General features: G+C 37.9%; 26 protein-coding genes. 7 read left to right on the top strand and 19 right to left on the bottom strand.

Annotated features, from left to right (window positions below; genetic code table 11):
- Nucleotides 1–229 precede the first annotated feature (229 nt).
- The gene (gene fbp / locus MCBB_RS08080) at nt 230–1,327 is read left to right on the top strand and encodes a fructose-1,6-bisphosphate aldolase/phosphatase (RefSeq protein WP_071907281.1); all 1,098 of its coding nucleotides are present in this window, start codon (nt 230–232) and stop codon (nt 1,325–1,327) included.
- Between the two features lie 266 nt (nt 1,328–1,593).
- Here fbp and MCBB_RS08075 read toward each other — a convergent pair whose 3' ends face one another.
- The 4 genes from MCBB_RS08075 to pgsA form a co-directional block, all read right to left on the bottom strand.
- Nucleotides 1,594–2,241, bottom strand: a complete 648-nt coding sequence (locus MCBB_RS08075; RefSeq protein ID WP_071908047.1) for a DUF434 domain-containing protein — start codon at nt 2,239–2,241, stop codon at nt 1,594–1,596.
- A gap of 147 nt (nt 2,242–2,388) precedes the next feature.
- A complete protein-coding gene (locus tag MCBB_RS08070; protein WP_071907280.1) occupies nt 2,389–3,045 on the bottom strand; it encodes a TIGR00153 family protein in 657 nt (218 codons plus the stop codon).
- Between the two features lie 144 nt (nt 3,046–3,189).
- Nucleotides 3,190–3,426 (bottom strand): DUF357 domain-containing protein, encoded by a 237-nt coding sequence (locus MCBB_RS08065; RefSeq protein WP_071907279.1) that lies wholly within the window; start codon nt 3,424–3,426, stop codon nt 3,190–3,192.
- Between the two features lie 116 nt (nt 3,427–3,542).
- Nucleotides 3,543–4,118, bottom strand: coding sequence for an archaetidylinositol phosphate synthase (gene pgsA, locus MCBB_RS08060; protein ID WP_071907278.1), 576 nt, complete (start codon nt 4,116–4,118; stop codon nt 3,543–3,545).
- Between the two features lie 218 nt (nt 4,119–4,336).
- On the opposite strand from pgsA, the gene MCBB_RS08055 reads away from it, so the two are divergent.
- A complete protein-coding gene (locus MCBB_RS08055) occupies nt 4,337–4,963 on the top strand; it encodes an L-threonylcarbamoyladenylate synthase (RefSeq protein WP_071907277.1) in 627 nt (208 codons plus the stop codon).
- 210 nt (nt 4,964–5,173) lie between these two features.
- Here MCBB_RS08055 and MCBB_RS08050 read toward each other — a convergent pair whose 3' ends face one another.
- On the bottom strand, nt 5,174–6,604 hold the full coding sequence (locus MCBB_RS08050) for a B12-binding domain-containing radical SAM protein (RefSeq protein WP_071907276.1): 1,431 nt from the start codon (nt 6,602–6,604) through the stop codon (nt 5,174–5,176).
- 398 nt (nt 6,605–7,002) lie between these two features.
- On the opposite strand from MCBB_RS08050, the gene radB reads away from it, so the two are divergent.
- A complete protein-coding gene (gene radB / locus MCBB_RS08045; protein WP_171899115.1) occupies nt 7,003–7,710 on the top strand; it encodes a DNA repair and recombination protein RadB in 708 nt (235 codons plus the stop codon).
- A 505-nt stretch (nt 7,711–8,215) separates the two neighbouring features.
- Nucleotides 8,216–9,376: a pyridoxal phosphate-dependent aminotransferase gene (locus MCBB_RS08040; RefSeq protein WP_071907274.1), complete on the top strand. Its 1,161-nt coding sequence runs from the start codon at nt 8,216–8,218 to the stop codon at nt 9,374–9,376.
- 433 nt (nt 9,377–9,809) lie between these two features.
- Here the strand turns inward: MCBB_RS08040 and MCBB_RS08035 are convergent, their stop codons facing one another.
- Nucleotides 9,810–11,585: a ribosome biogenesis/translation initiation ATPase RLI gene (locus tag MCBB_RS08035; RefSeq protein WP_071907273.1), complete on the bottom strand. Its 1,776-nt coding sequence runs from the start codon at nt 11,583–11,585 to the stop codon at nt 9,810–9,812.
- Nucleotides 11,586–11,896: 311 nt separating this feature from the next.
- Nucleotides 11,897–12,103, bottom strand: coding sequence for a histone family protein (locus MCBB_RS08030; protein WP_071907272.1), 207 nt, complete (start codon nt 12,101–12,103; stop codon nt 11,897–11,899).
- A 639-nt stretch (nt 12,104–12,742) separates the two neighbouring features.
- Here MCBB_RS08030 and MCBB_RS08025 point away from each other — a divergent pair.
- Nucleotides 12,743–13,201, top strand: coding sequence for a YbhB/YbcL family Raf kinase inhibitor-like protein (locus MCBB_RS08025; RefSeq protein ID WP_071907271.1), 459 nt, complete (start codon nt 12,743–12,745; stop codon nt 13,199–13,201).
- Nucleotides 13,202–13,384: 183 nt separating this feature from the next.
- Nucleotides 13,385–14,467 carry an ATPase gene (locus tag MCBB_RS08020; protein ID WP_071907270.1) on the top strand — a complete coding sequence of 361 codons (1,083 nt, stop codon included), beginning with the start codon at nt 13,385–13,387 and terminating at the stop codon, nt 14,465–14,467.
- Nucleotides 14,468–14,471: 4 nt separating this feature from the next.
- Here MCBB_RS08020 and MCBB_RS12130 read toward each other — a convergent pair whose 3' ends face one another.
- Nucleotides 14,472–14,612 (bottom strand): hypothetical protein, encoded by a 141-nt coding sequence (locus MCBB_RS12130; protein ID WP_171899114.1) that lies wholly within the window; start codon nt 14,610–14,612, stop codon nt 14,472–14,474.
- Nucleotides 14,613–14,678: 66 nt separating this feature from the next.
- Here MCBB_RS12130 and MCBB_RS11960 point away from each other — a divergent pair, with 66 nt between their 5' ends.
- The gene (locus tag MCBB_RS11960; RefSeq protein WP_269455000.1) at nt 14,679–14,810 is read left to right on the top strand and encodes a TFIIB-type zinc ribbon-containing protein; all 132 of its coding nucleotides are present in this window, start codon (nt 14,679–14,681) and stop codon (nt 14,808–14,810) included.
- Nucleotides 14,811–15,090: 280 nt separating this feature from the next.
- On the opposite strand, the gene argH is transcribed toward MCBB_RS11960, so the two are convergent.
- The 11 genes from argH to infB all read right to left on the bottom strand — a co-directional run bounded on the left by argH (nt 15,091) and on the right by infB (nt 23,486).
- Nucleotides 15,091–16,500 carry an argininosuccinate lyase gene (gene argH / locus MCBB_RS08010; RefSeq protein WP_071907268.1) on the bottom strand — a complete coding sequence of 470 codons (1,410 nt, stop codon included), beginning with the start codon at nt 16,498–16,500 and terminating at the stop codon, nt 15,091–15,093.
- Between the two features lie 113 nt (nt 16,501–16,613).
- Nucleotides 16,614–16,772 carry a 30S ribosomal protein S27ae gene (locus MCBB_RS08005; RefSeq protein ID WP_071907267.1) on the bottom strand — a complete coding sequence of 53 codons (159 nt, stop codon included), beginning with the start codon at nt 16,770–16,772 and terminating at the stop codon, nt 16,614–16,616.
- Nucleotides 16,773–16,981: 209 nt separating this feature from the next.
- A complete protein-coding gene (locus MCBB_RS08000) occupies nt 16,982–17,293 on the bottom strand; it encodes a 30S ribosomal protein S24e (protein ID WP_071907266.1) in 312 nt (103 codons plus the stop codon).
- Nucleotides 17,294–17,295: 2 nt separating this feature from the next.
- Nucleotides 17,296–17,805, bottom strand: coding sequence for a GTP-dependent dephospho-CoA kinase family protein (locus MCBB_RS07995; RefSeq protein WP_071907265.1), 510 nt, complete (start codon nt 17,803–17,805; stop codon nt 17,296–17,298).
- On the bottom strand, nt 17,805–17,987 hold the full coding sequence (gene spt4, locus MCBB_RS07990; protein WP_071907264.1) for a transcription elongation factor subunit Spt4: 183 nt from the start codon (nt 17,985–17,987) through the stop codon (nt 17,805–17,807). Before spt4 ends, MCBB_RS07995 begins: the two co-directional genes overlap by 1 nt.
- Nucleotides 17,988–18,572: a DNA-directed RNA polymerase gene (locus MCBB_RS07985; RefSeq protein ID WP_071907263.1), complete on the bottom strand. Its 585-nt coding sequence runs from the start codon at nt 18,570–18,572 to the stop codon at nt 17,988–17,990. It lies immediately after the preceding gene.
- 163 nt (nt 18,573–18,735) lie between these two features.
- Nucleotides 18,736–19,254 carry an inorganic diphosphatase gene (locus MCBB_RS07980; RefSeq protein ID WP_071907262.1) on the bottom strand — a complete coding sequence of 173 codons (519 nt, stop codon included), beginning with the start codon at nt 19,252–19,254 and terminating at the stop codon, nt 18,736–18,738.
- 229 nt (nt 19,255–19,483) lie between these two features.
- A complete protein-coding gene (locus MCBB_RS07975) occupies nt 19,484–19,861 on the bottom strand; it encodes a type II toxin-antitoxin system VapC family toxin (protein WP_071907261.1) in 378 nt (125 codons plus the stop codon).
- Between the two features lie 30 nt (nt 19,862–19,891).
- Nucleotides 19,892–21,118 carry a translation initiation factor IF-2 subunit gamma gene (locus MCBB_RS07970; protein ID WP_071907260.1) on the bottom strand — a complete coding sequence of 409 codons (1,227 nt, stop codon included), beginning with the start codon at nt 21,116–21,118 and terminating at the stop codon, nt 19,892–19,894.
- A gap of 21 nt (nt 21,119–21,139) precedes the next feature.
- Complete coding sequence (locus tag MCBB_RS07965) at nt 21,140–21,529, bottom strand: 30S ribosomal protein S6e (protein WP_071907259.1); 390 nt, start codon at nt 21,527–21,529, stop codon at nt 21,140–21,142.
- A gap of 169 nt (nt 21,530–21,698) precedes the next feature.
- The gene (gene infB, locus MCBB_RS07960; RefSeq protein ID WP_071907258.1) at nt 21,699–23,486 is read right to left on the bottom strand and encodes a translation initiation factor IF-2; all 1,788 of its coding nucleotides are present in this window, start codon (nt 23,484–23,486) and stop codon (nt 21,699–21,701) included.
- Nucleotides 23,487–23,603: the final 117 nt, after the last annotated feature.

The raw sequence follows: 23,603 nt of genomic DNA, 5'->3' as shown, positions 1-23,603 counted from the left end.
ATAGAAATTATACCACTTCGTTATACATTTCACGTAACTTGGAGGTATAGTAAATTTTATATGGCCACCAAATCATAAGTTCTCTCATAAGATAAACTTAAAGTAGATTTTAACTGCTTTTAGGTCATTGAACTTAAGATTATTAATGATTTTCCATTACCTAAAATACGATGATCAGTGGTCTAAATGCTGCTTAAAGAAATTTTATGATTTTTTTGGAGGTACCAAAATGAAAACAACGATTAGTGTAATAAAAGCAGATGTTGGTAGTGTTGCAGGACATGCAGTGACTCATGACGCGCTTAAACAGAAATGCGACTCATTACTGGCAAAAGCAAAGGAAGAAGAACTTCTTGTGGATTATCATATAACCAACTGTGGTGACGACATAGACTTGATCATGACCCACACAAACGGTGAAGAAAACGAAGAAGTCCACGAACTTGCATTCAACGCCTTTATGGAAGCAACAAAAGTTGCAAAAAGCTTGAAACTCTACGGTGCAGGTCAGGACCTTTTATCTGACACATTCTCTGGTAACATCAAAGGAATGGGTCCAGGATGTGCTGAGATGGAGTTCAAAGAAAGACCATCCGACCCAGTATTTGTTTTCTGCTGTGACAAAACAGAACCTGGAGCATTCAACCTTCCTATATTTAGAATGTTCGCAGACCCATTCAACACAGCAGGACTTGTAATAGACCCATCACTCCACAAAGGATACGAATTTGAGATCTTTGATGTCATAGAACACAGAAAAGTTACAATGAAATGTCCAGATGAGATGTACGATCTTCTTGCCCTTATAGGCTCAACTGGAAGGTACGTTATAAAACACGTTACAAGGAGAAGCGACAACGAAATAGCTGCATCCATAAGCACAGAAAGATTAAACCTCATGGCAGGACAGTACATAGGAAAAGACGACCCAGTTGCCATAGTAAGGTCACAGTCTGGTTTCCCAGCAGCAGGAGAAGTAGTTGAACCATTCGCATTCCCACACCTCGTGAGTGGATGGATGAGGGGTTCACACAACGGACCATTAATGCCAGTTTCCACAGCAAACGCTCGCCCAGTAAGATTCGACGGCCCACCACGTGTAACAAGCCTAGGATTCCAGGTAGCAGATGCAAAGCTCGTTGGACCAGTTGACATGTTCGATGACCCTGCATTCGACAGATCAAGAAACCTTGCATCTGAAGTAGCGGAATACATGAGAAGGCATGGTCCATTCGAACCACACCGGTTACCAGCAGATGAAATGGAATATACCAGTCTTCCTGGTGTGCTTGAAAAATTAGAAGAAAGATTCGAAGATATGGAATGATTTAGAAGTTTAAAACTTCTATTTACATTTTTTATGGAAAAATCTTTTTTAAAACTTTAGAAATAACTTTTTTTTATTGTAAATAATTAACTTTACTTAATTCCAGCTGTGGAAGTTTTTTTATTAATTATAACTATTAATTATAATCTCATATTACATTGAAACCTTTTAAGTTCAAACCTTTTTTTTTACATGGAACTTTAATTTAATAGGATAATGTTGTTTTAAATTTTGATTTTTAACTATTAGATTTTTAACTAGCAACATTACCTCATTTTTTTCAGGATTTCACAGGGTATGTCAATAACTCTCTGGATTTTATCAATAACAGCACTGTCACTGGTTGCAACAATGCCTCCAATATCTTTAGATAATGATATAAGTTCAGAATCAACATTTTTAGATGTCACTGCATCTCCAGAAACATCACTGGCCTTTAAAATATTTCTTGTGATCTTTGAAAGTTCCCCACTCTGACTCACTGGGCTGTCGTATAGAAATTTCACGAATCTGGGGTTGTAATACTTTAAAATGAGCATTATCTGGGTTAAAGCAGTTTTTGTTGTATCGTTGATCTTGTACTTTCCAAAAACAGCATTAATATCCCTTAAAAATCCATCATCACATCTTACAAGGGATGGATAACCAGTACATATGCTTTCAACTGTTATAAGAACGTTGTATCCGTCCACAAAAACGTTTTCATCCTTTACACGGGAGATATCAAGGATCTTGTTTTGTCGGGATAGTGCTGCCTCCCTTGAGAAAACCTTTCTTGCAAGGTAATTTCTCTCATGGATGTTAAGGAGATATCTGTCTGAAACAAATTTCAAGGCTCCTTTCTTCCTGTAACCCCTATTTAAGAGGTACCTCAAATCTGTAACGGCTTTTGAGATTTTTTCTTCAAAATCCATGTTCATGCTTTCCAGGTTTTTCATAGAAAAGTTGAACTGTTGATCTTAATTTAATTTTTAAGATGTATTCTGGGATAGAATGATAGAAATGATGGATAAAATCATGTTAGAAATATTTTCAATACATATTCTAGGTTCTGTGATGGTTCATCCCTTTCGTTTAGCAACCATTATCAAAACACGGTCCGATGCATCTTCTGCTCTGTCAACCACATTTCCAAGGCGTAAAACAGTATTTTTAAGTTCAAGTAATCTTAATATTCCAAATTCATTGTTTCTGTAGGAATCATAGAGTTTTCTGAGAATTCTTCTCTCGATCTTGTCAACAGCATCTTCCATTTCTTCCAGTTCATGAGCCTTCAACATTGTAGCCCTTAAATCAACGTCAAGAAGTTCTATACAATCCTTCAGTATGGCCACAGAATTTAAGACTCCCTGTGTTATCTCCATGAAGTCTTCCTGGAATTTCTCTGGGAACTGGATTCTGCTGAGGCTTATTCCATAGGCTGTTTCTTGTGTCATGTCAGCAACACCATCCACAAGCTCTGCGAGAATTATTCTATCCTCACGGTCGAAGGGTAAGAATGCACCATCATAGAATTCAATTTCCATACTTCTACGGATCACGTCGGCTGAATGTTCGAGTTGGGATATTTTTTCAACTTCTAAATCCAGAGAATCAAAATCATTGCTGTAAAAAAATTCCATAAGCTTTTTGAGCCCGTGAACACATTCATAAACAAGTTCAACATGTTCTTTTGAATGTTTTTCAACTTCTGATTCTTTTTTAAACAGTTTTTTCATTTTATCCCCATTTAAATTTTTAATCTAATTATCAGGGAATAATTCTATTAATTTAAGCCATTTAAGTTCTACTTGATCAGGTTTACTCAAAGGATCTCTAAATCATTTTAAAAAGTTACATGATTGGTTTTAAATCCTGGAGATTTAAATGAGGTCATGTAGTATGCGCACGGCATCGAGAAGTCCATGTGCATAGGTTATACATCCAAATGCAGTCATTTGATCCTTTTTTTCAAGGTAGTAACTTGTGTCCTGGCAGTAGCTTTCTGCCATTTCAACGATCCGTTCCTGGTTTCCATGAATTTCTATGGATTCTAATTCTTTTATATTTTTTGCAAATAATTCAATATCCTTCTTTATCCTTTCAACGTCTCCATACATTTTACCACACCTGTTTTTTTGGATACGATCCCCTAAAAAATCCATCTGTGAGGTTCAACTCAAAAATAATGGAATAAAAAAAATAAATCATCAACTTTTTACTTTAATCACGTACTTCATTGTCCTTTCAGTTCTTTCCAGGAATGATAAACCCTTTGGAAGACAGTTAAATATCCTAAAATCATTATAAGAACAACTGCTCCATACAGGATCATGTTTTCATGGAAAACAACGCTTAAAATGGCTCCTGCAACTACTATGATCAAACGTTCAGCCCTTTCAGCGAATCCAACACTGCAGCTGATTCCCTCAGATTCAGCTCTTGCCCGGACGTAGCTCACAGTTAGGGATGCATGAATTGCAAGGGCACCAATGAGTGGGTTTACAAAGCCACCATACATTATACCAATTATTATTGCTGCGTCTGCAAATCTGTCTGATGTGGAGTCTAAAATTCCTCCAAACTTTGTTTTGGATGAATTGTTACGTGCAACAGCACCATCGAGCATGTCAACAAAGCCACCCAGAAGTATCATGGCTGCTCCAAGCAGGAGATCACCTACCGCGAACATGAATCCTGATAGAATGCTCACAATCAACCCTAAAATGGTCAGTACATTGGGATTTACGTTTATTCTCTTGGCTAGGGGGTCTATGAATTTCTTGACATTGGGTCGTAGTCTGTTCAGCATACCTCTAGTTATAGGTGGAGTTAGATATATACTTTTGATTTGGATTTCATGGATTTTTCAGATCCATTTTTTTGGAATCTTTTTTTAGAAAATCCTTTTTTTAGAAAATCCAAAAAAAAATTATATGAATCATTTGGATCAATTAATGTATCGAAATTCATAAGTATTTTTTCCAAATTAAAGATGATCCCAATTAAATATAAAATAAAGATGATGAGATGAAGCTGATTAAAATTAACCCTCAAAAACCTGAAAAAGATAAAATTGAACTTGCACTTAATATACTAAGGGAAGGAGGAGTTGTTGTTTATCCAACAGACACCCTTTATGGTATTGGTGTCAACATATTCAATGAGGATGCTGTTGAAAGGGTTTTCAGTATCAAAAAACGATCGAGATCGAAGCCGCTTTCAGTTTGCCTCCCCAAAGTTGAATCCATTTCAAAAGTTGCTTACATGGACAGTGAAACTGAAAAAATTGTGAGGAAACTTCTTCCGGGTCCGTTCACGCTGATTTTAAACAAAAAAGAATGCATAAGCTCAACTTTAACTGCAGGTGAAGCTAAAATTGGTGTCAGAATACCTGACAGTAGAGTTTCAATGGAACTTTCACGAGAATTTCCGGTAACAGCCACAAGTGCCAACATATCAGGCATGAAGGTTCCAGAATCCTCAGAAGGGGTTTATAAACAGATTGGTGGATCGGTTGACCTTATCTTAGATGCAGGAACGTTTAAAGAAAGCTTACCATCAACGGTTGTTGATTTAACTTGTCGTCCTCCTTCAGTGATTCGCAGGGGTTCGGGGGTAGAACTTTTTGATGAGATAATTGAGAAGATCAAATAATTCCACTCAAATAATTCCAAAATCAATCGATCTGTAAAAATTAATCAACAAAATACTCCTTTTAAATGGTTTTTGTGGATGTTTCAGTGTTAAATTCCTGATAAATAAAAATACATGAATTATATCTGAAAATACATGAATGTATCAGGAATACATGATCTAACTTTTTTTGGAATCTTTTGAAATCAAATTTAAATTTCTCAGGTATTCTCATGGCATTTGGCTGTTCAAATCATGGTACCATCCATCACTGGTTCCATTTTTGAATTTAGGAAGTACAAAACTTCTAAAAATAGTTTCAACCATTACCTTGAACATGTTTCTATGTTCAAGTAAATATTTAGGTCTTGTGTAAAATTTTAGGTAGGCTTTTGCCAGTTTTCGTTCCACAAACTTCTTGCTCAGCCCCAGGTCGTTGTAATTTATAACAGATTTCAGAACTGTGTATTTATCCCAGTTCTCTGTGTCCAGGAGTTTTTTAGCCTTAAGTTCATGGTAAATTGGCGTTCCAGGGAATGGAGTTAATATTGAGTACTGACTGTAATCTGCATTCAACTTAATTGAAAAATCAATTGTTTTATCCATTTCTTCTGCAGTTTCCCCAGGGAAACCCAGGATAAAGGAGGTCAAAACCTTTATACCTTCATCTTTTGCAGATTTAACAGCATCTTCGGCCTGTTTTAATGTGATTCCCTTCTTCATAAGGTCTAAAACTCTCTGTGAACCTGACTCCACTCCATAGTAAAGGGTGCTCATTCCTGAACTTTTCAGTTTGGCGAGAAGTACCTTATTAACCATATCAACCCTTGATGATGCAACGTAACTTACATCAAGGCCCCTTAAATTTATTTCATCGGCTATTTCACCTGCACGGCGCTTGTTCATCATGAAGGTGTCGTCGAGGAAGGCTATGTTTCTGATTTTGTAGCTGTCCACGAGTTCTTCAACTTCGTCAACAACATTTTCAGGACTTCTTGAGCGGAATCTTTTCCCCATTATCAGTGAGGAGGAACAGTAGCCGCAGGAATAAACACATCCCCTGCTTGTTATCATGTCACCCTCTTGATCCTTTGAAACGCCATAGGCATCAAAGGGTACAAGGTGACGTGCAGGGAATGGAAGGGAATCCAAGTCTTTAATCAAAGGCCTTGGTTGTGTCACTTGAATCACGCCTTTCTTATCCCTGTAAACTATGCCTTTAACATCATTTAAGCAGGTTATACCATACTTTAAGTATTTTTCAGCCAGATCAACAACGGTTTCTTCACCCTCACCAACAACAACCACATCCAGGCATTCATTTTCCTGGAGGGTTTCAACTGGGATGAACGTTGTGTGAGGACCTCCTATCATGGTAATTGAATTAGGAAGTGCTTTTTTCACACTTTCAGCATATTTCAATGCTTTTTTTATGTTGGATGTGCTGGCTGTAAGCCCCACGATGGATGGATCCATCTTTGAAACCATCTGTGTGATCTTCTCCTCACCCATCTGCATGATATCATCATCCAGTATTTTAACAGATAACTCTGCTTTTTCAAGGGATGCAGCAAGGTACATGAGATTCAGTGGAGGAACCTTGAAGCCTAAACAATTCTTCACGGCATTTTCATCACAGGGATTTATTAAAACCACGTCCATTTATTTCACACTCCTGAATTTAACTCCTCAAAATTAATAGGGTTTCATGCCCGGTGGAACGTTGGAGATTTCAGCTTAATAGGTACGTACGTTAAAATGGTGTGTTTAAGTTTATCTACTGAAATTTCAATAAAAATCTCCATGGAACTACAAGTCTTGTGATCTTAATATATCTTTTATGAAATTTAAAAATTTTTTTATTAAAAAAATCTGGTGGATTCTAGGGGCAAATCTATTTTTATGGAGTTAACAAATTTATCTCATAGAAGAATCAGAAAAGAAATATTACAAAAAATATTTTAAATAATAAATTCTTAATTAAACCCATGAACATCTGTAAAACTTAAATCAAATACTATGGGTGTCATGAAAATGAATTTTTAGAAGGAGTAAATATCTTGAAAGTTTTATCCAACCTTGAAGAAAAGAGCAAAATACCCACAGCATCACCCATAGACAACATGCTGGGGGGAGGTGTTGAAAGGGGATGTTTAACCCAGTTTTACGGCCCTCCAGGTTCGGGTAAAACCAACATAGCTCTGCAGCTTGTTGTACAGTGTGCAAAAAATGGTGGTAAAGCCATATTTGTAGACACAGAAGGTGGATTTTCAATAGAAAGGGTAAAACAGATATCAAACGGAAATTTCGATAGTTTTGCATCTAACATCATGATCCTGGAACCCACAACCTTCAGGGAACAGAACGAAGTTTTGGAAAAAATTGAAAACCACATAGATTCTGGAAAGGAGAAAGTTGAACTTGTTGTGCTGGATTCTGCAGTTGCACTTTACAGGCTGAAGGATGGAGAATCCAAACAGATGAACAGGGAGCTTGGAAAGCAAATGGGAAGACTCTCAAGGATTGCAAGGAAAAACAACGTTGCAATTGTGATAACCAACCAAATTTACTCTGTTTTTGATGCTGACGGTACAGACAGTATGATAGAACCGGTTGGAGGTACCATACTCAAGTACTGGAGCAAGATCATGGTTGAGGTTGTGAGGATCAACGGCAGCGGTGAACGTTTTGCAGTTTTGAAACGCCACAGAAGCCGGCCTGAAGGGCTCAGGGCGCGTTTCAGAATAGTTGATCATGGACTGGAATGATTACATAATACTTCATCCATTTAGCATTATTTTAAGATGTTCTGCAGTGTTCATCCAAACATACCTTTGGGAACTTTTTATAAAATATAATTAAATAATAACTTTATAAAATCAATTTTTTTATAAAATCAATAAAATCAATAAAATCAACTATAAAATCAAAAATGAAATACTGGAAATAAAATGCATCAACTGATTAAGTTGTGGGGAATAGATAATTTTAAATCATGTCAATACAAAATAAAAAAGAAAGATTGGTAATGGTATAAACCATTAAATATCAATTGATGTAAGAAGATAGATTTTAGAAAACTTATTGTTCAAAACGGGCAAAGGTAATTTTCCTGTTTTGGTTGATACACCTAAAAAAAGATACACTAAAGAGATATTAAATATAAAAAAATATTTGTTTGAGAGGATAAAACCGTATTTTTAAGCATTTAATAATTCTAAGGGTTATCTGCTTTTTTAAGATAATTATAGATACGATTGTGTTGTGAGATGTATGATTTCACCTAAGAAGTATGCAAAAGCTGCAAAGATGATACCAAAGGGTTTTAAAACACCCAACGAATTTTTCAATTACGTTTACAACGACGAAGACATGATCTGGATGGGTCAAAACACCAACCACCTTCATGATGAAAACGGAATTATGAACGCCATGATGGGCAGTATCAGAAAGAGAAACTACTGCAAATACCCACCTCCAGAAGGATTCCCTGAACTGAAGGAACTTGTACTGGAGGATCTTGGACTCAACGATGGCAGGTTTGACATTCTCATAACTGCAGGTGGTACAGAATCTCTGTACCTTTGCGCCAACGACATTCTGGAGCCAGAGAACAACACCATAACCTCTGACCCAGGCTACCTCATAATAGACAACTTCGCAAGCAGGTTCGGAGACCATGTAAAATCAGTTCCAATCTACAACCAGGAGTGCGGTTACAAACTCACACCGGACCTTGTCAGGGAGAACATGGACGATAACACCAAACTGGTGATACTCATCGATCCATTAAACCCACTTGGATCATGCTACACCAAGGAGGAGTTAAAGGAGTTTGCAGATATTGCAGAGGACAATGACATCTACCTGTTACATGACATCACCTACCGTGATTTTGCAAGGGATCATCATTTGATGGCTAACTACGCACCTGAACACACCATCACCATATACAGCTTCTCCAAGATCTATGGAATGGCAGGCATGAGGATCGGTGGAATAATAGGAATTCCAGAGGTTATAAACTCAATAAGAAGTATCGTGATAAACGACTTAGGAACCAACGTTGTTGCACAGCACGGTGCAATAGCAGCCCTTAAAACCAAACCAGAATGGCTTGACCGCATCAGGAACACCACCAGGGGTAACCAGAAGATAATCAAGGAAGCAGTTGACCAGGTTGAGGGAGCATTCATCCCAGTCTACCCATCAGATGGTAACATGATGGCAATAGACCTTTATGATGCAGGAATAAAACCAATGGATGTTGCAAACTACCTCCTGGACAGGAAGATCTTCACAAGGGAAGGATCTTACACAAGCAAACTCTTCGGACACAGATACCTGCGTGTGAGCTACTCAATACCAACAGAACAGGTTGAGTACTTTGGGGAAGAGTTCCTGAAGGCCATAGATGCTATAAAATCTAAATAAGATTTTATTTTTTTATACTTCATTTTTTTTTTAACGTACAACAAAGGAAACATAAAAAAAATCTCTTTTTTTAATTTGAAAACTTAATTTTTAAACAAGATAATCTTAACTAGATAAAATTTTAACTAGATAATTTTAAAGGCCAATTTTGCATTGAATTACTTAAAATTAATCTATTATAAAAATAATTTTTTATTATTTATTTTATTTTAATTTTAGGAGCTAATTATCATTTGTTTTATTTATAAATTCTTTTTAGGCAAAGTAGAAGTAAAAGATCTTTTTTAACATATAAAATTTTTAAAAATCAGAAATAATATTTAAAAAAATTTATTTTAAAAATTTGAAAAAAAAATTGAAGTTTAAATTGAGTTCAGGCTTCAAAAGGGTAAATGGAAACGTAATACTTCAAAAAGAAGAACTGGTTGAAGTTTCAGCTCTCCAGATAATAGTATTCTCCTTTTTCCTTCTGTTCACGGTCCAGATAACTTCCGAACTTGTTGACACGTGGTCTTTTAGTTTCTTTGTCACGGCGGAAGGTTATTCCAACATCTGAGAGGAAACTGTTCATTGCAGAGCGCAGGTCCATTGGTTTGCTTGCATGTCCCTCAACTCCAGGTTCACCGTAGAAAACCATTGCACGGTCTGATATGTAATCTATGAACACTATATCATGGTCAACTATGATGGAAGCAGCATTCCTGCTTTCAACAGCTCTTCTTATGGCCTTAGCAGCCCTGAGTCTCTGTTCAACATCTAAAAATGCTGTTGGCTCGTCGAAGAGGTACACCTCAGCATCCATGGAGAGTGTTATTGCAATGGAAAGCCGCTGAAGCTCACCACCACTCAGATCTCCAACATCCTTGTCCATTATATCATCAAGGGAGAAAGGCTTAACTATCTCTGTTTTGAAGATGTTCGTACCGTAGTTAGGTGCAGATGTTATCAGAAGTTCCTGGACAGTACCATCAAAGTCTGATGCAAGGTACTGTGGCTTGTAGGCAATTTTTATCTTCTTGCTGATCTTTCCACTGTCTGGTTTGGTGACCTTTGCAAGTATCTTTGCGAATGTGGTTTTACCTATACCGTTTGGACCGAAGGCGGTTATTATCTCATCATGCTGAACCTGGCCTGCTTCAGCTTCAAGTGAAAATCCCTCGTAGGACTTTTTGATGGTTGAGTACTCTGCAAGAACCTCAGCCTCAATTTCCTGGGCTGGGGGTTTCACATCAAAAACGATGGGTTGCTTCCTGATACGGATGTTTTCCTCCCTTAAAAATCCATGGAGGTATGCATTTATACCAACTCTAACTCCCCTCATCTGGGAGACAACACCATATCCTCCAGGTTGACCATATAAGAGGTGCACGTAATCTGAAATTGCATCCAGAACAGCCAGGTCGTGCTCTATTACCATAACTGATTTTCCAGCATCTGCAAGACTTCTTATAATTTTAACAGCGTTCAAACGCTGCTTCACATCAAGCCAGCTTGTTGGTTCGTCGAAGTAGTAGAAATCCGCTTCTCTTAGAACTGCTGCAGCTATTGCAACCCTCTGCAGTTCTCCTCCACTGAGTTTTGAGATATCTCTGTCCATTATTGAGCGTATCTCAAGGGTATCCAGGGTTTCATCCATTGCACCCCTCTCATCCACACCCTCAAGCAGTGTTCTGACCTTACCCTTAACAACCTTCGGGAGAAGATCAACCATCTGTGGCTTGTGCACAACTTTTATATCTCCATTTGAAAGTTTTTTGAAGTATGACTGGAGCTGTGAACCCTTGAAATAGTCTATAATCTCTTCCCATGAGGTTTCTTCATCGTAATTTCCAAGGTTGGGTTTCAACTCACCTGAAAGAATTCTTATGATGGTTGATTTTCCAATACCGTTGGGTCCCAGTATTCCCACAACTGAACCTTCCTTGATGTTGGGGAGACCAAAGAGCTCGAACATGTTCTGGCCGTAACGGTGTATGGGTTCGTCAAGAGCTTCAGGAAGGTTTATGATACTCACAGCATTGAAAGGACATCTGTTGGTACATATACCACACCCTGCACATAACTCCTCGGACATTATGGGTTTTTTAGTTTTTTCATCAATTGTTATTGTGTCTTCTTCCATTCTAACGCCTGGACAGTATTCTATGCAGACGTAGTTGCATTTTTTTGGTTGGCATCTATCATGATCCAATATTGATATCCTTGTCAAAATTCATCACCATAAAATGAGTTTAAATAAGTTACAATTAATTAAATCTTTACGGGTTTCATATGATATTTGTAAACCACAATAAATAAAATTACTTTTCAAAAATACATTTTCAGACACAATTTATTTGTAAGTATTTCCATGGATGATGTTATGGCTCACACTCAGGGTACTGAAAAAATTATGGATAACCCGGTTGAGTTTTGTTATAGCTGTCATTTATTATGACTATTTCCTGATAAAAAGAGATGTTCCATAATCATTTAGCCTTTAAAAAAAATTAAAATGTTAAAGAAAGAAATTGGGCAAAGTTATAATGCTTTTAGTGCCATTTCTATGTCTGATGCTTTAACTGTCTTTCTGCCAGCGTGTTTTGCTAGTTTAACAGCGTCTGCTGCAATTTTTTCGCCTGTTTCTTCCAGTACTTTTGCTAATTCGTCCCTTGCGTCATCACTGACTCTTGGAGCACCAGCATTTTTAATGATTCTTCCGACTGGAGCAATTGGTAATTCAGTCATATATACCACCTCATTCAATTATTAAGACCCCATAGTATTTAAATTTGTCGATTTATTGCTTATTGGAAACTCTTACAGTCATTGTGTCATCAATGAAAACTTTAATTAAATATCTGTCATGATAGAGTTTTTGATCCCATGGATCATGATCCACAGTTCCTATCCTCCAATGAAAAATTCAGTATCAATTCAAAAAATTCAGAAAGCTGAAATGGATATTTCTTATAAATTATTGTGGTCTAAATTTTTTCATGATAACTTTTGGGACAATATTTCCTATTAAAAAACTTCGTTATACATCAGGATTTGCTATTTTTTTTAAAGTAATGATATTACATATAAAAATAAAAGGAGATACTTAATAAACCTTTTAAATACCGAAAATATTCTTTAAAAAAAATTATTGAATAAAAAAGCCTTTAAAATCAACTTATTCCGCAAGTAAACAATTTTAAAACAAAATTTTAACGGATTTTACATAAAAAATTGAGAACACTACTCAAGGATCAAAGACCTACCCAAGGTTAAACATATAATTCAATAGACACATGGGATAAAAATTAATATGGATAATTCACTTGACTAAATGTTTAGGTTTCATAGTTTAAAATATTTACACATTGGATGGATGTGATTTAGATGACAATTGAAGTTGAAAGTACAGCTTTTAGAGAAGGAGAGCCTATACCAAACAGGTACACATGTACCGATGTTAATGTTTCCCCAGAGCTTCAGTGGAAGAACATTCCAGGTGGTGCAGAGAGTATTGCAGTTGTATGTGAAGATCCAGATGCACCTTCAGGTACATGGAGTCACTGGGTGCTTTTCAACCTGCCCCCGGACTGCAGAGAACTTCCAGAATGGGTCATGGAACGGGAGGAACTTGAAAATGGTGCCAGACAGGGCATGAACGATTTTGGAACAGTTGGATACAGGGGACCATGCCCTCCAGGGGGAACTCACAGGTACTACTTCAAGGTTTATGCCCTTGACACCATGATAAATCTTCCATCCCTCATAAAGCGCCAGGAACTTTTGGATGCAATGGTGGGACACATTCTGGATGAGGGCCAGCTCATGGGAGTTTACACAAGATAACTAAGAGCAGTTGATTAAAAGAGTAATCAAAGCCTTGCACTGTTGGGTAGTAAAATTAAGAGTTAACAGTATTCAGTACCTAAGAGTTTAAAATAAGTCATAATTAATAATTTACAGTATAAATTTAAAGTTTACAGTAAAAAAAGAAAGAAAAGAAAGACAGAAACGAACAAGGTTTTTTTCATGAAGCGAGAAGTAGAAGAAAGTGTATCTGTATTGAAGAAACTTTTAAAACCCGTTGTTGATGGTGAAATTTCAGCAGATGATCTGAACCTGGATCTGTGGAATGAACTCGGTTTTTCCCTTGAGAAGGTGATCTTCAATCCAGAAACCCGTGACATCACAATTGTAACACCAGATCGACCGGAAAAATCTGCAGTTATTGGGAAGGGAGGATGGGTTGTTGGAAGGTTGAGGGAAGAACTCGGTGCAAACTCCATCCATGTTGAAGCTTACTCAGACATGCTCATTAAAAGGTACAGAATGGAACTTGCACTGGAAAAGTTGAAGAACATCACACCAGACTTCAACCCAGAAGACAGAATTCCCCTAAAAAATCTTCAGAATCTTCTTGAAAAAAGAATTGAAAACATATATGGACTTGATTCCACTTTAAATGATTTTAATCCTTTAAAGCTGCAGTCAGAAGAATTAGATGAAGCTCGTGATCATAGGGCAGTGGTTGCACTTTCTGGTGGAGTGGACAGCAGTGCCTCCCTTGTAATTGCCAAATTCATGGGATTCAATCCAGTTGCAGTTACAGTGAATCCTGGTGACATCGTACTTCCAAGGTACTTCCAGAAAAGTGTTGAAAATCTCTCAGAAAGCCTGGAAGTGCCCCATGAATACGTGGCTGCGGATATGAAGGCGGTTGTGGATGATGCACTTGAGGGAAAGATACATCCATGTGGAAAGTGCTCTGGTACCATTGAAAATGAGGTTATGGCTTACGCTAATAAAATGAAAGTTCCCTTTGTAATATTTGGAGATTTCCTATCCACAGGGTCGCAGTCAATCCTCCTAAAGGATGGCATATGGAGAATTAACATGCCTGCAATGCTCTCTGCAACCAAGGGTGAAACAAAGGATCTGGCAGGTAGGTTTGGAATTGAAAGCCGCGGAGCTTATGGATGTCCCCTCATCAATGAGGTGCACAAGCGGCATCCACACATGCGCAGGTTTTCTATTCAAAGGGTTTTAAGGGAAACACGGGCTGGTGTTCTTGAGCCTGGTGAAGCCCTTAGCCTTATAATGAGAACCCTCTAATCCTTTATTTGATTAGTGTCAGTATTCCGTATATCACCAGGAATATTCCAACCAGATACCCCACAAGCTGTGGATAAATGATCATCAAAACACCGAGTATGATTGCAATTATTCCCAGTATCTCACGTGTTGTATCGTTTTCCATGGGAATATATTTTGTAATCAATCCTATATAGGTATTATGAAATCATATGGATGTGATGTTTAAGTTCTGTTACTAAAACGGGGTGGTTCGATGGACAGAATATGTCCAAACTGCGGATATCCAATGTTCTACAATGAATCTGATGGATTTTGGTACTGTTACAATTGTGGTTACATGGAAGAGGATGGATCTGCTTAAATAAAACGATTTTAAAAAATATTTTTCAGGGATTCTATTTTTTGTGGGGCTTATTTTTTTAAAGATTCTTTAACTTTTTAATTAAGATTTCTTTAAGTTTTTAATTCATATCAAGAAGATATCCCGTAAAAGAAGGTTTTCTCTTATTTTTTTTAAATTTTTAATTTATAGAATAAAATAAGAATAAAATTTAGAAGAGAATATATTGGATGCAAAACGTTAAAGAATGTCATACAAATTTGATTAAAATAACAAAAAAGGGTTTTAATGGAAAGAAGAGTTAATTAAAACCTTCCTCCTTCAAAAAGTTTCTCAACCTCTTTATAACCTCTTCCACAGCTTCTGGTGAGGATCCACCAATTGCCCTTCGGGTTTTAACGATCTCGTAGGGGTCAAGGGCCCTCTTAACCAGTTCATCATCAATTCCGAGTGGTTTGCTATGTATCTCCATTGAAACTTCATCAAGGAAATCAGAATCTATTTCTGCAGGTTTTATTCCTTTTTCAATGGCTTCTGTGACTGTTCTGCCCACTATTTGATGTGCAACACGGAACGGCATATTTTTTTCCTTCACCATAAGGTCTGCTAGTTCTGTTGCAGCTGCGAAGTTGGAGTTTGCAAGTTCCCTTCCACGTTCAGCATTGAACTCGATGGAGGCCAGCATGTGGTGTGTTATATTCAGCATGGATCGTGCAGTATCTACACTGTTCCACAGGTGAGGTGTCACTTCCTGAAGGTCACGGTTGTAGCTGTGGGGTAGGGCCTTCAGTATACTCATGACTGCAACAAGCTCCCCATATAGCACACCAGTTTTTGCCCTTCCAATCTCTGCAACATCAGGATTCTTCTTCTGAGGCATTATTGAGGATGTTGAAGAGTACTCATTGGATATTTCGACCATACCAAATTCGTACGTGCTCCATAGAATGAGTTCCTCACAGATCTTACTTAGATTTGATGCAAGCATGGACAGTGCAAATATGGTTTCTGCCATGAAGTCCCTGGAACTAACTGCATCTATGGAGTTTTCCATGAGTCTTGAAAAACCCAGAAGTTCCATTGTTCTTTCACGGTCTATTGGAAAACTCGTTGTTGTCATGGCTGCAGCACCAAGGGGACACATATCAACCCTTTTATAGGCATCGACAAGTCTTTCGTAATCCCTTCTAAGTTCATTTGCATAGGCCAGAATGTGGTGGGCAAAGGTCGTTGGCTGTGCATGCTGGAGGTGGGTGTACCCAACCATGATGGTTTCAGTGTTCTCTGATGCAATGTCAAGGATGGTGCCTATGAAATCCAGGAGATCCATTTTGATTTCATCTAGCTCCTCCTTAAGAACTAGCCTTAAGTCCGTTGCAACCTGGTCGTTTCGGGATTTACCCGTGTGCATGAAGCCTGCCCTTTCGCCTATCCTGGCAGTGACGTAATTTTCAAGGGCCATGTGTATATCCTCAACCGAGGGGTCCAGGTTAAGGGCATCTATTCCCTCAGATTCAAGGTCATGAAGGGCTTCAACTATCTTATCAGCATTTTCAGAGGGTATTATGCCCTGTTCCTTGAGCATGGTTGTGTGTGCAACGTTACATTTAATATCTGCCAGGAATATGCGTTTATCAAATTCCATGGATGATGTGAATGATGCAGCATCGCTTGTCATCTTTCCTTTTAATCTTCCAGATCTGAGATTCAAAAAGTTCACCTGAAAATTTGTTGAATTAAAAATTAATAAAAATAAAGAAATTTAAGTTATTCAACTTATGTTTAGTTGAATTTTGGATGTTTTTTAAATTTAAGCTTTTAAATCTATTTCTTATCCTTTTTCCACTGGGTGTAACCGCATCTTCCACATGCGTACCTGTCTCCGTGGTCAGCCATAAAGACTCCGTGGGAACATCTTACACACTCTGGGTTTTTCCTTATGATCTTGTTATCCTTAACTTCGTAAAGCTGGTATTTTTTCATAGATACATCCTCCCTTGGGTTTTAATTATAGATTAATTTTTATAAATAAATGATATTGAACTTATTTCATTGAGATAATTCGTCTCAGTGAAATAATTTATTTCATTGAAAATTTGATTTCAATTAAAATTGATTTCAATCAATCAGAATCAATTTGATATCTTTTTTGAAAAAGAATATTTGGAATGTGTGGATTGTTCCAATCCCAATTATTCCTCAGCTTCCTCTTCAGATTCCTTTTCAGGTTCTTTGTTTTTGGATATAACATGCTTTGTTTCGATTTTAGCGAGGTTTTCCTCTGAATCGTAAAGTTTTGCATATCCAACTGCTTTACCTTCACCGTAAGATGGTTTGACACTGTCCACAACCAGAAGGTTTTTGTCAACGTTTAAGAGTGCTACAAGTCTGTTTTTAACGTCAAGAATCTTTGGAGTAGATTCTCCCTGGTATGTGCATTCGAAGCGTACTTCTGTTCTGTTTAAAAGTGGATTTTCGATCTGTTCGTTTATATTGATATCCATTATTATGCCTCCTCTAACATTTTCATCAGGCGTTCTGCCGTTTCTTTAATTTTATCAACTTCACAAAGCACCACACCCTCCCCAGGTTGGCCGTATAATATTATAGAGCTTGAAGGGGCCATTAGTGCACATGGAATAACAGCAAGATCCTCTTCACCCTTAACTGTGATCAAAACATTGTGTTTTGAATCCATGAGTTCAAAGGCTTTTTCAATTGTTTTCCACAGCTCATCTGTTATTGTTCCAGGTGGGTTTTCTGTTTTTAATGTGATGTTATCGTAATTTATTTCCTTTTCAGATGGTCTTCTTTCGATCTTGTTATCAACGATACCTATGTTTGGCATTATTCCTGCTTCAAGGATGTTACCTGTTGTAACGTCACCTATTGAAATGATAAGATTCCCATTCTGAATGGATGATTTTAATATTTCTTCTGCATCTTCTATTGAAGGATAGAGTTTTCCGAATGGTTTTTTAAACTCTGATCTCATTTCTTTTTTAAGTATTAACACTATCTAACCCTCAGGGCATATTCTCCTGGAAGTGTTATGTGCAGATCCTTTGCAATGTTTGAGTTTTCAGGATCCACCACTATTAAAAAGCCACTCCAGTTTTTTGAAGTTGGTATGTTACACACTGCACACCTGTCTTCTTCCATGATTCTGTGGCATTTTGTGCATGCTTTGGTAACCATTTACTTCTTCTCCTCTGTCTTTTTAGTTTTTTTATTCTTCTTGTCCTTTTCTTCCTGGATCCATTCCACTCTTCCAAGGCCTGGTTGTCTCATTGTGAGACCTATTTTGGTCTCTTTAGAGGATTTTCCTTTAATGCTCAGTGCGACGATTCTTGCACGAACCCGGTTACCTTCTTCAAGGCTTTTCTTGGATTCTTTTCCTATGAGAGCTCCTCTTTTTCCATCGTAGTTTATGTAATCATCTGTAACCTGCGAAACGTGTACAAGTCCGTCCATGGGTCCGATGCGTATGAATGCTCCGAATTCCATTATTTCTATGACTTCCCCTTCCACGACTTCGTGTAACTCTGGTTTGAAGGACAGTGCTGTGAATACGACATCATGGTAAGCTGCACCATCGCCCATTATAACTTTTCCGATGCCTATTTCTTCAATTTCCTTGACTGTTACCATCAATCCCAGTTTTTTGTCTATCTTTCCAACGTAGCTTTCGTTTAAGATCTCTACAGCCACTTCTTCAAGTGGCTCTTCAAACCGGCTTGGTGGGATTCTCACAGTGTCTTCTATTTTGGATACTAAATACAATCAAATCCCCCTAATTCCTGCTTTAATATAAATTAAGCAAAGCTAAACATAATAATCCATCTAACCATACAATCTTTTAAATTGAGTACTGTTATTGGATCTGATTAACTTCATTTAAATTAATTTTTATTGGATGTTCCATTTAACTGTTGACTTTTAGAACTTACATCTCATCGTAAAGTTCTTTAGAATGTTTAATGGCTTCAAATGCTTTCTCTGCGTTGTCCCATCCAAGTACTTCAGTTGTTTTGCCTTCGAGTCTTTTGTACTCTGTGAAGAAGTGTTCTACTTCATCAAGGAACTGTTTTGGGATATCTGTAATGTCTTTAACATCGTTGTACCTTGGATCGTTTATTGGAACACCAAGGATCTTGTCGTCACTATCTCCACCGTCTATCATTCTCATGATACCTATTGGCCTGGTTTCTATGACGCAGCCGGGGAATGTTGGTTGATCCATCATGACGAGTATGTCCATGGGGTCTCCATCGTCCCAGAGGGTTTGTGGTATTATACCGTACTCTGCAGGGTAGTGGAATGGAGAGTAGAGAACCCTGTCAAGTGCAAATGCTTCCTTATCTTTATCGTATTCATATTTGTTCCTTGATCCTTTTGGAATTTCCACAACAGCGTATAAAACGTCTGTAGATGGTCCTGTTGGTATATCCTTCCAGAGATTCATATGATTCCTCCAAAAAACCTTGAGAGAACCTTTAAGGTTCATCAAAAGATAATCTTTACTCAATTTTAATAATTTTTATTTTTAACAGATCAATGTTAATTAACAAATCAATGTTAAATGTGATTATGAAATGATCATCATTTATTCTATTAATTTTTAAATCTTCAATGAATTTTAATAATTTTAATTAAAATATTATAAAATTTTATTATAAAATTTTTCTATAGTTCTATAAGTGGACATGTCCATCAACAGCAAGATAACTTCTTTGACGGAGATAAACAACGGTTATTCCTCTTTTTTTTGCCCTGTTTCTCAGTTCACGGTCATTTGTACATAGTACGTCTCTGGAATCGGGTTTGAACATTTTGAGGAGTGCATTATCAACATGTTCTTTCCTGTCAATTTCAAGTTCCAAGGTTTTCACTGGTTCAGAATTCGCTATTTTAAGGGCCACTCCTGATGCAATTCTGTCTTTACCTTTGGATCTTTTTTTTATGACCTCAAGTTCTCTTAAAACAGGTGATGGAACAACGTAACTGTATGAAGAGGGTAGGATGCGCTCAAGTTCACTGATGATGTCAACGTGAAATTGAGCGGGTATCATAAAAAATTTGCATCGAAAACTGCAAATGGTTTATTTAATGATACCATATCCAATTAACCTCCATCTTGCACCTACACGCCTGCTGAGTGCAACTCTCTGACCTTCCTCAGCACATACTGGTAGTTTGAGTTTAACATCAACCTCTTTTTTCCTGGCGCTTTTAACAACTCCAATGGTTGTTGTCGTTCCTATGTTTATCATGAGTGGTTCTGATGATTTTATAGGGTCAACGTCACGTTCTTCCTTGGTACCAACCACGCGTTCAAGTAGTTTGGTTTTCATTGTGAACTCATGCATTATAGGTGGTAGTGTTCCAGGTTTTCCTGCAACTGATCCTGACAGAGAATCTGCCTTTGTGAGTGCAGGGTCGAGTTTGGTTCCAACTCCAATGAGTCCTCCAGGTCCAACCTCTTCAACAGCTTCATCAGCTGCAACAAGACCTGTGATTTCAGAGTATAAACTTATCCATTCAGTTTTACCCTTTTTCTTAACCTGTATTCCAGGTTTTATCTCGATCTCATCGCCGACTTTGAGTTTTCCCTGAACAAGGGATCCTCCTATGACTCCACCCTGAATTTTTGTGGGTTTACATCCTGGTTTGTTAATGTCAAAGGACCTTGCAACGTACATCCTTGCAGCCTTCCTCAGTGAACGTCTTGGAGTTCTCATTTTCTCCTGTATGGTTTCAATGAGAATGTCTATGTTTGCTCCTTGCTGGGCAGATACTGGTATTATAGGTGCGTCTTCTGCACAAGTACCCTTTACAAACTCTTTTATTTCTTTATAGCTTTCTATTGCCCTTTCCTTTGAAACAATGTCTATCTTGTTCTGTACCACTATAACATCCGTGACTCCTATAACATCAAGGGCCATTAGATGCTCTTTAGTTTGTGGCTGTGGGCATGGTTCGTTTGCAGCTATAACAAGAACTGCACCGTCCATTATCGCCGCACCTGAGAGCATGGTTGCCATGAGTGTTTCGTGTCCAGGTGAATCCACGAAGGATACTTTCCTGAGCAGTTGTGTTTCCTTTCCACAGTTCTCACATATCTCTGCTGTTGTGTAGCACTGTGGTTCAGGACACTCAGTACACCTGCGGAAGGTTATGTCAGCATAACCCAACCTTATTGAGATACCCCTCTTGGTTTCCTCACTATGGGTATCTGTCCATATGCCCGATAGGGCCTTTGTCAAGGTTGTTTTACCATGATCAACGTGCCCTACAAGCCCAATGTTTATTTCGGACTGTATTTTCACAAGTTACACCTGTAAAAAATTCTAATCCTCACTCTGTTCTTCTTTGTTTAAAAGTTCAGCTATGGTTTTGCTGCCCTTCTCTGCAATGATGGTGTTGATCTGTACTATATCATCGGAGACTGTATTTCCCCTGACGGTTTTCCTTCTTCTCTGACCGTCTCTTTTTGGTTTGAAACCTATACCGTTGGATAGAAGACTTTTCATCCTCCTTGGGCCGTCAACATCTTTCTTCATTGGAAATCCGTTTTTGTCGCTTCCACCGGTTAATTTAAGTTTGTATCCTGTTAAACCAACTAGAGAGGCATCGAATTCATCACCGATCTTTAATCCTACGAGTTTCTTTGACTCTGCAGCTTCAACTTCAACTTGATGGCTGTTTGCGCCTTCTGAAATAACTAATTTAAATGCCAATCTATCTCCTCCATCTTATTCTTGGTTTTTTATAGTCTATATTATTTATCGTTTTCCATTGTAGAAACTTCAATGATAATGATAATTATATTTTGATATTATATTCAATTTGAGGATTTATAATCTTAAAAAATCCTTTTTGATCTTATTTGAATTGTGTATTTAGGGGTTAATATTCAACCCTTAAACCCCATAGTGGGTCTTCTTTTCTTTTTATCTCAACTATCTCGTCGAGTACTTGAAGTTCATCCTCTGAAAGTTTGCCCTTGAGTTCTGATTCAAGGATCTTAAAGTGGTTTTCAGGTATGTCCACGTAAAGAACATCCCCTTCCTCAAAGTCCTTCTGGAAAACAGCGTCTTTGATTGCCATTGCAACCTTCTGACCCCTTGCAGTTGAGGGTTTGTTTTCTCCCTTATCTTGCATACTCTCAACCTTCCCAACACGTTCACCATGCTCGTTTATTAGGCCATAATCCTTCTTCATGGTTCCTGCAAGGACTTCTATACCAGCAATTGCAGGTTTACTGTGTCTGAAAACGAGTTTAGGAATTATTCTAAGTTTTGCAGGTTTTATAACTGCATCAAGCCATTCTTTTCGTTTACGTTCCTCTGCAGCATCCATCCACTCTTTGTAATCTTCTGTAAGTTGGTATATAACGTTTGCAGAGAAAAGCTTTAGGTTGGAACTCTTTATTTCTTCCATTGCAGATGGGAGCACCTTTACGTTGAATGCTATGATCACACCGTAGAGTGGGTTTTCCTTCTGGACTATGTTGGTGTCAAAGACGTCACGCCTTGAAACATCACCTATATCTGCAACCCTTATGGGCACTTCCATGGCCTTGAGCATGTTAACCAATGCTTCAAGGGATCCAAGGGTATCTGCCTTTACAGTCACACCCATTTCGTCGGTGTCTATTTGTATACTCTCAATTTCACTTAAGATCTCTTCTTTAACCTTGTTAAAATCCTTGCCTGCAACACGCAGTGGCGATCCTGACATGACATCTTCGATGTTTGGTGCAACGATCTTTATACCTGCAGCTGCAACAACTTCATCAACCTTTTTGAAACGTTTTTTAGACTCCCTCATCTCTTCAAGGGGCCTTGGTTTTAGAAGGGATCTTATCTTGGTTGTTATAATTTCTTTATCAGTTGTAAGGGCTATTGTATCCTTTTTTTTGAGAATTCCATCGTATATAACTGCATCAACAGTTACTCCAAGTCCTGTTTCCTCTTTGACTTCGAGGATGGTTCCCTTTGCAGGGGAATCAGTTTCTATTTGAAGCTGTTCCTTGAGGTACTGCTGTGCAAGCCCCATCAGCATGGCCAAAAGTTCAGCTATTCCTTCACCGGTTTTTGCACTTATTGGAATGATACTTATCTGTCTTGCAAAGTTCTGAACCCTATCGAATCGTTCAGATTCAAATCCTTCCTCGTGTAATATTCCAACCAGTTCGTAGATGTTGTTGTCCAGTTTTTCCTGAACACTTCTGGGCTGTTTGTTGTAGGTTTCAAGGAATGAGAGACCTTTGTTGGTTTCCCAGCCGTAGATCTTATCGATCTTGTTGGCTGCAACTACGAATGGGGTTTTGCACATTTTGAGTATGTTCAATGCCTCATAGGTTTGGGGCTTGAAACCCTCATTGGAATCAACGATTAGAATTGCGAGATCTGCAAGTGCACCACCCCTCTTCCTGAGGGTTGTGAAGGCTTCATGGCCTGGAGTGTCAATGAAGAATAGTCCGGGTAGTGTTTCCCTGATGTCCAGTTTTTTCAGAAGGTCTCCGCCGATGTTGTCTATGACGTCCATTGGAATCTCAGTTGCACCTATGTGCTGGGTTATTCCTCCAGCTTCCCTCTGGGCTATGGCACTGCCCCTTATAAAATCCAGGAGTGTTGTTTTACCGTGGTCAACATGGCCAAGAACAGACACTATTGGTGATCTAATCTTCAATTTTATCCTCCAGATAACCATTAAAATTTGAATTTTTGTATGCTTTATGTTTTGTTGATAGTATATTTTAGTGTAATATACTGTAAATTCTGTAAAATTATCCTTATTTTAATTTTC

Source organism: Methanobacterium congolense (genome assembly GCF_900095295.1).
In the GTDB taxonomy this organism is placed as follows: domain Archaea; phylum Methanobacteriota; class Methanobacteria; order Methanobacteriales; family Methanobacteriaceae; genus Methanobacterium_C; species Methanobacterium_C congolense.
Note: the sequence above shows the minus strand (reverse complement) of the source record. Positions and strands in the feature narration are given on the sequence as shown.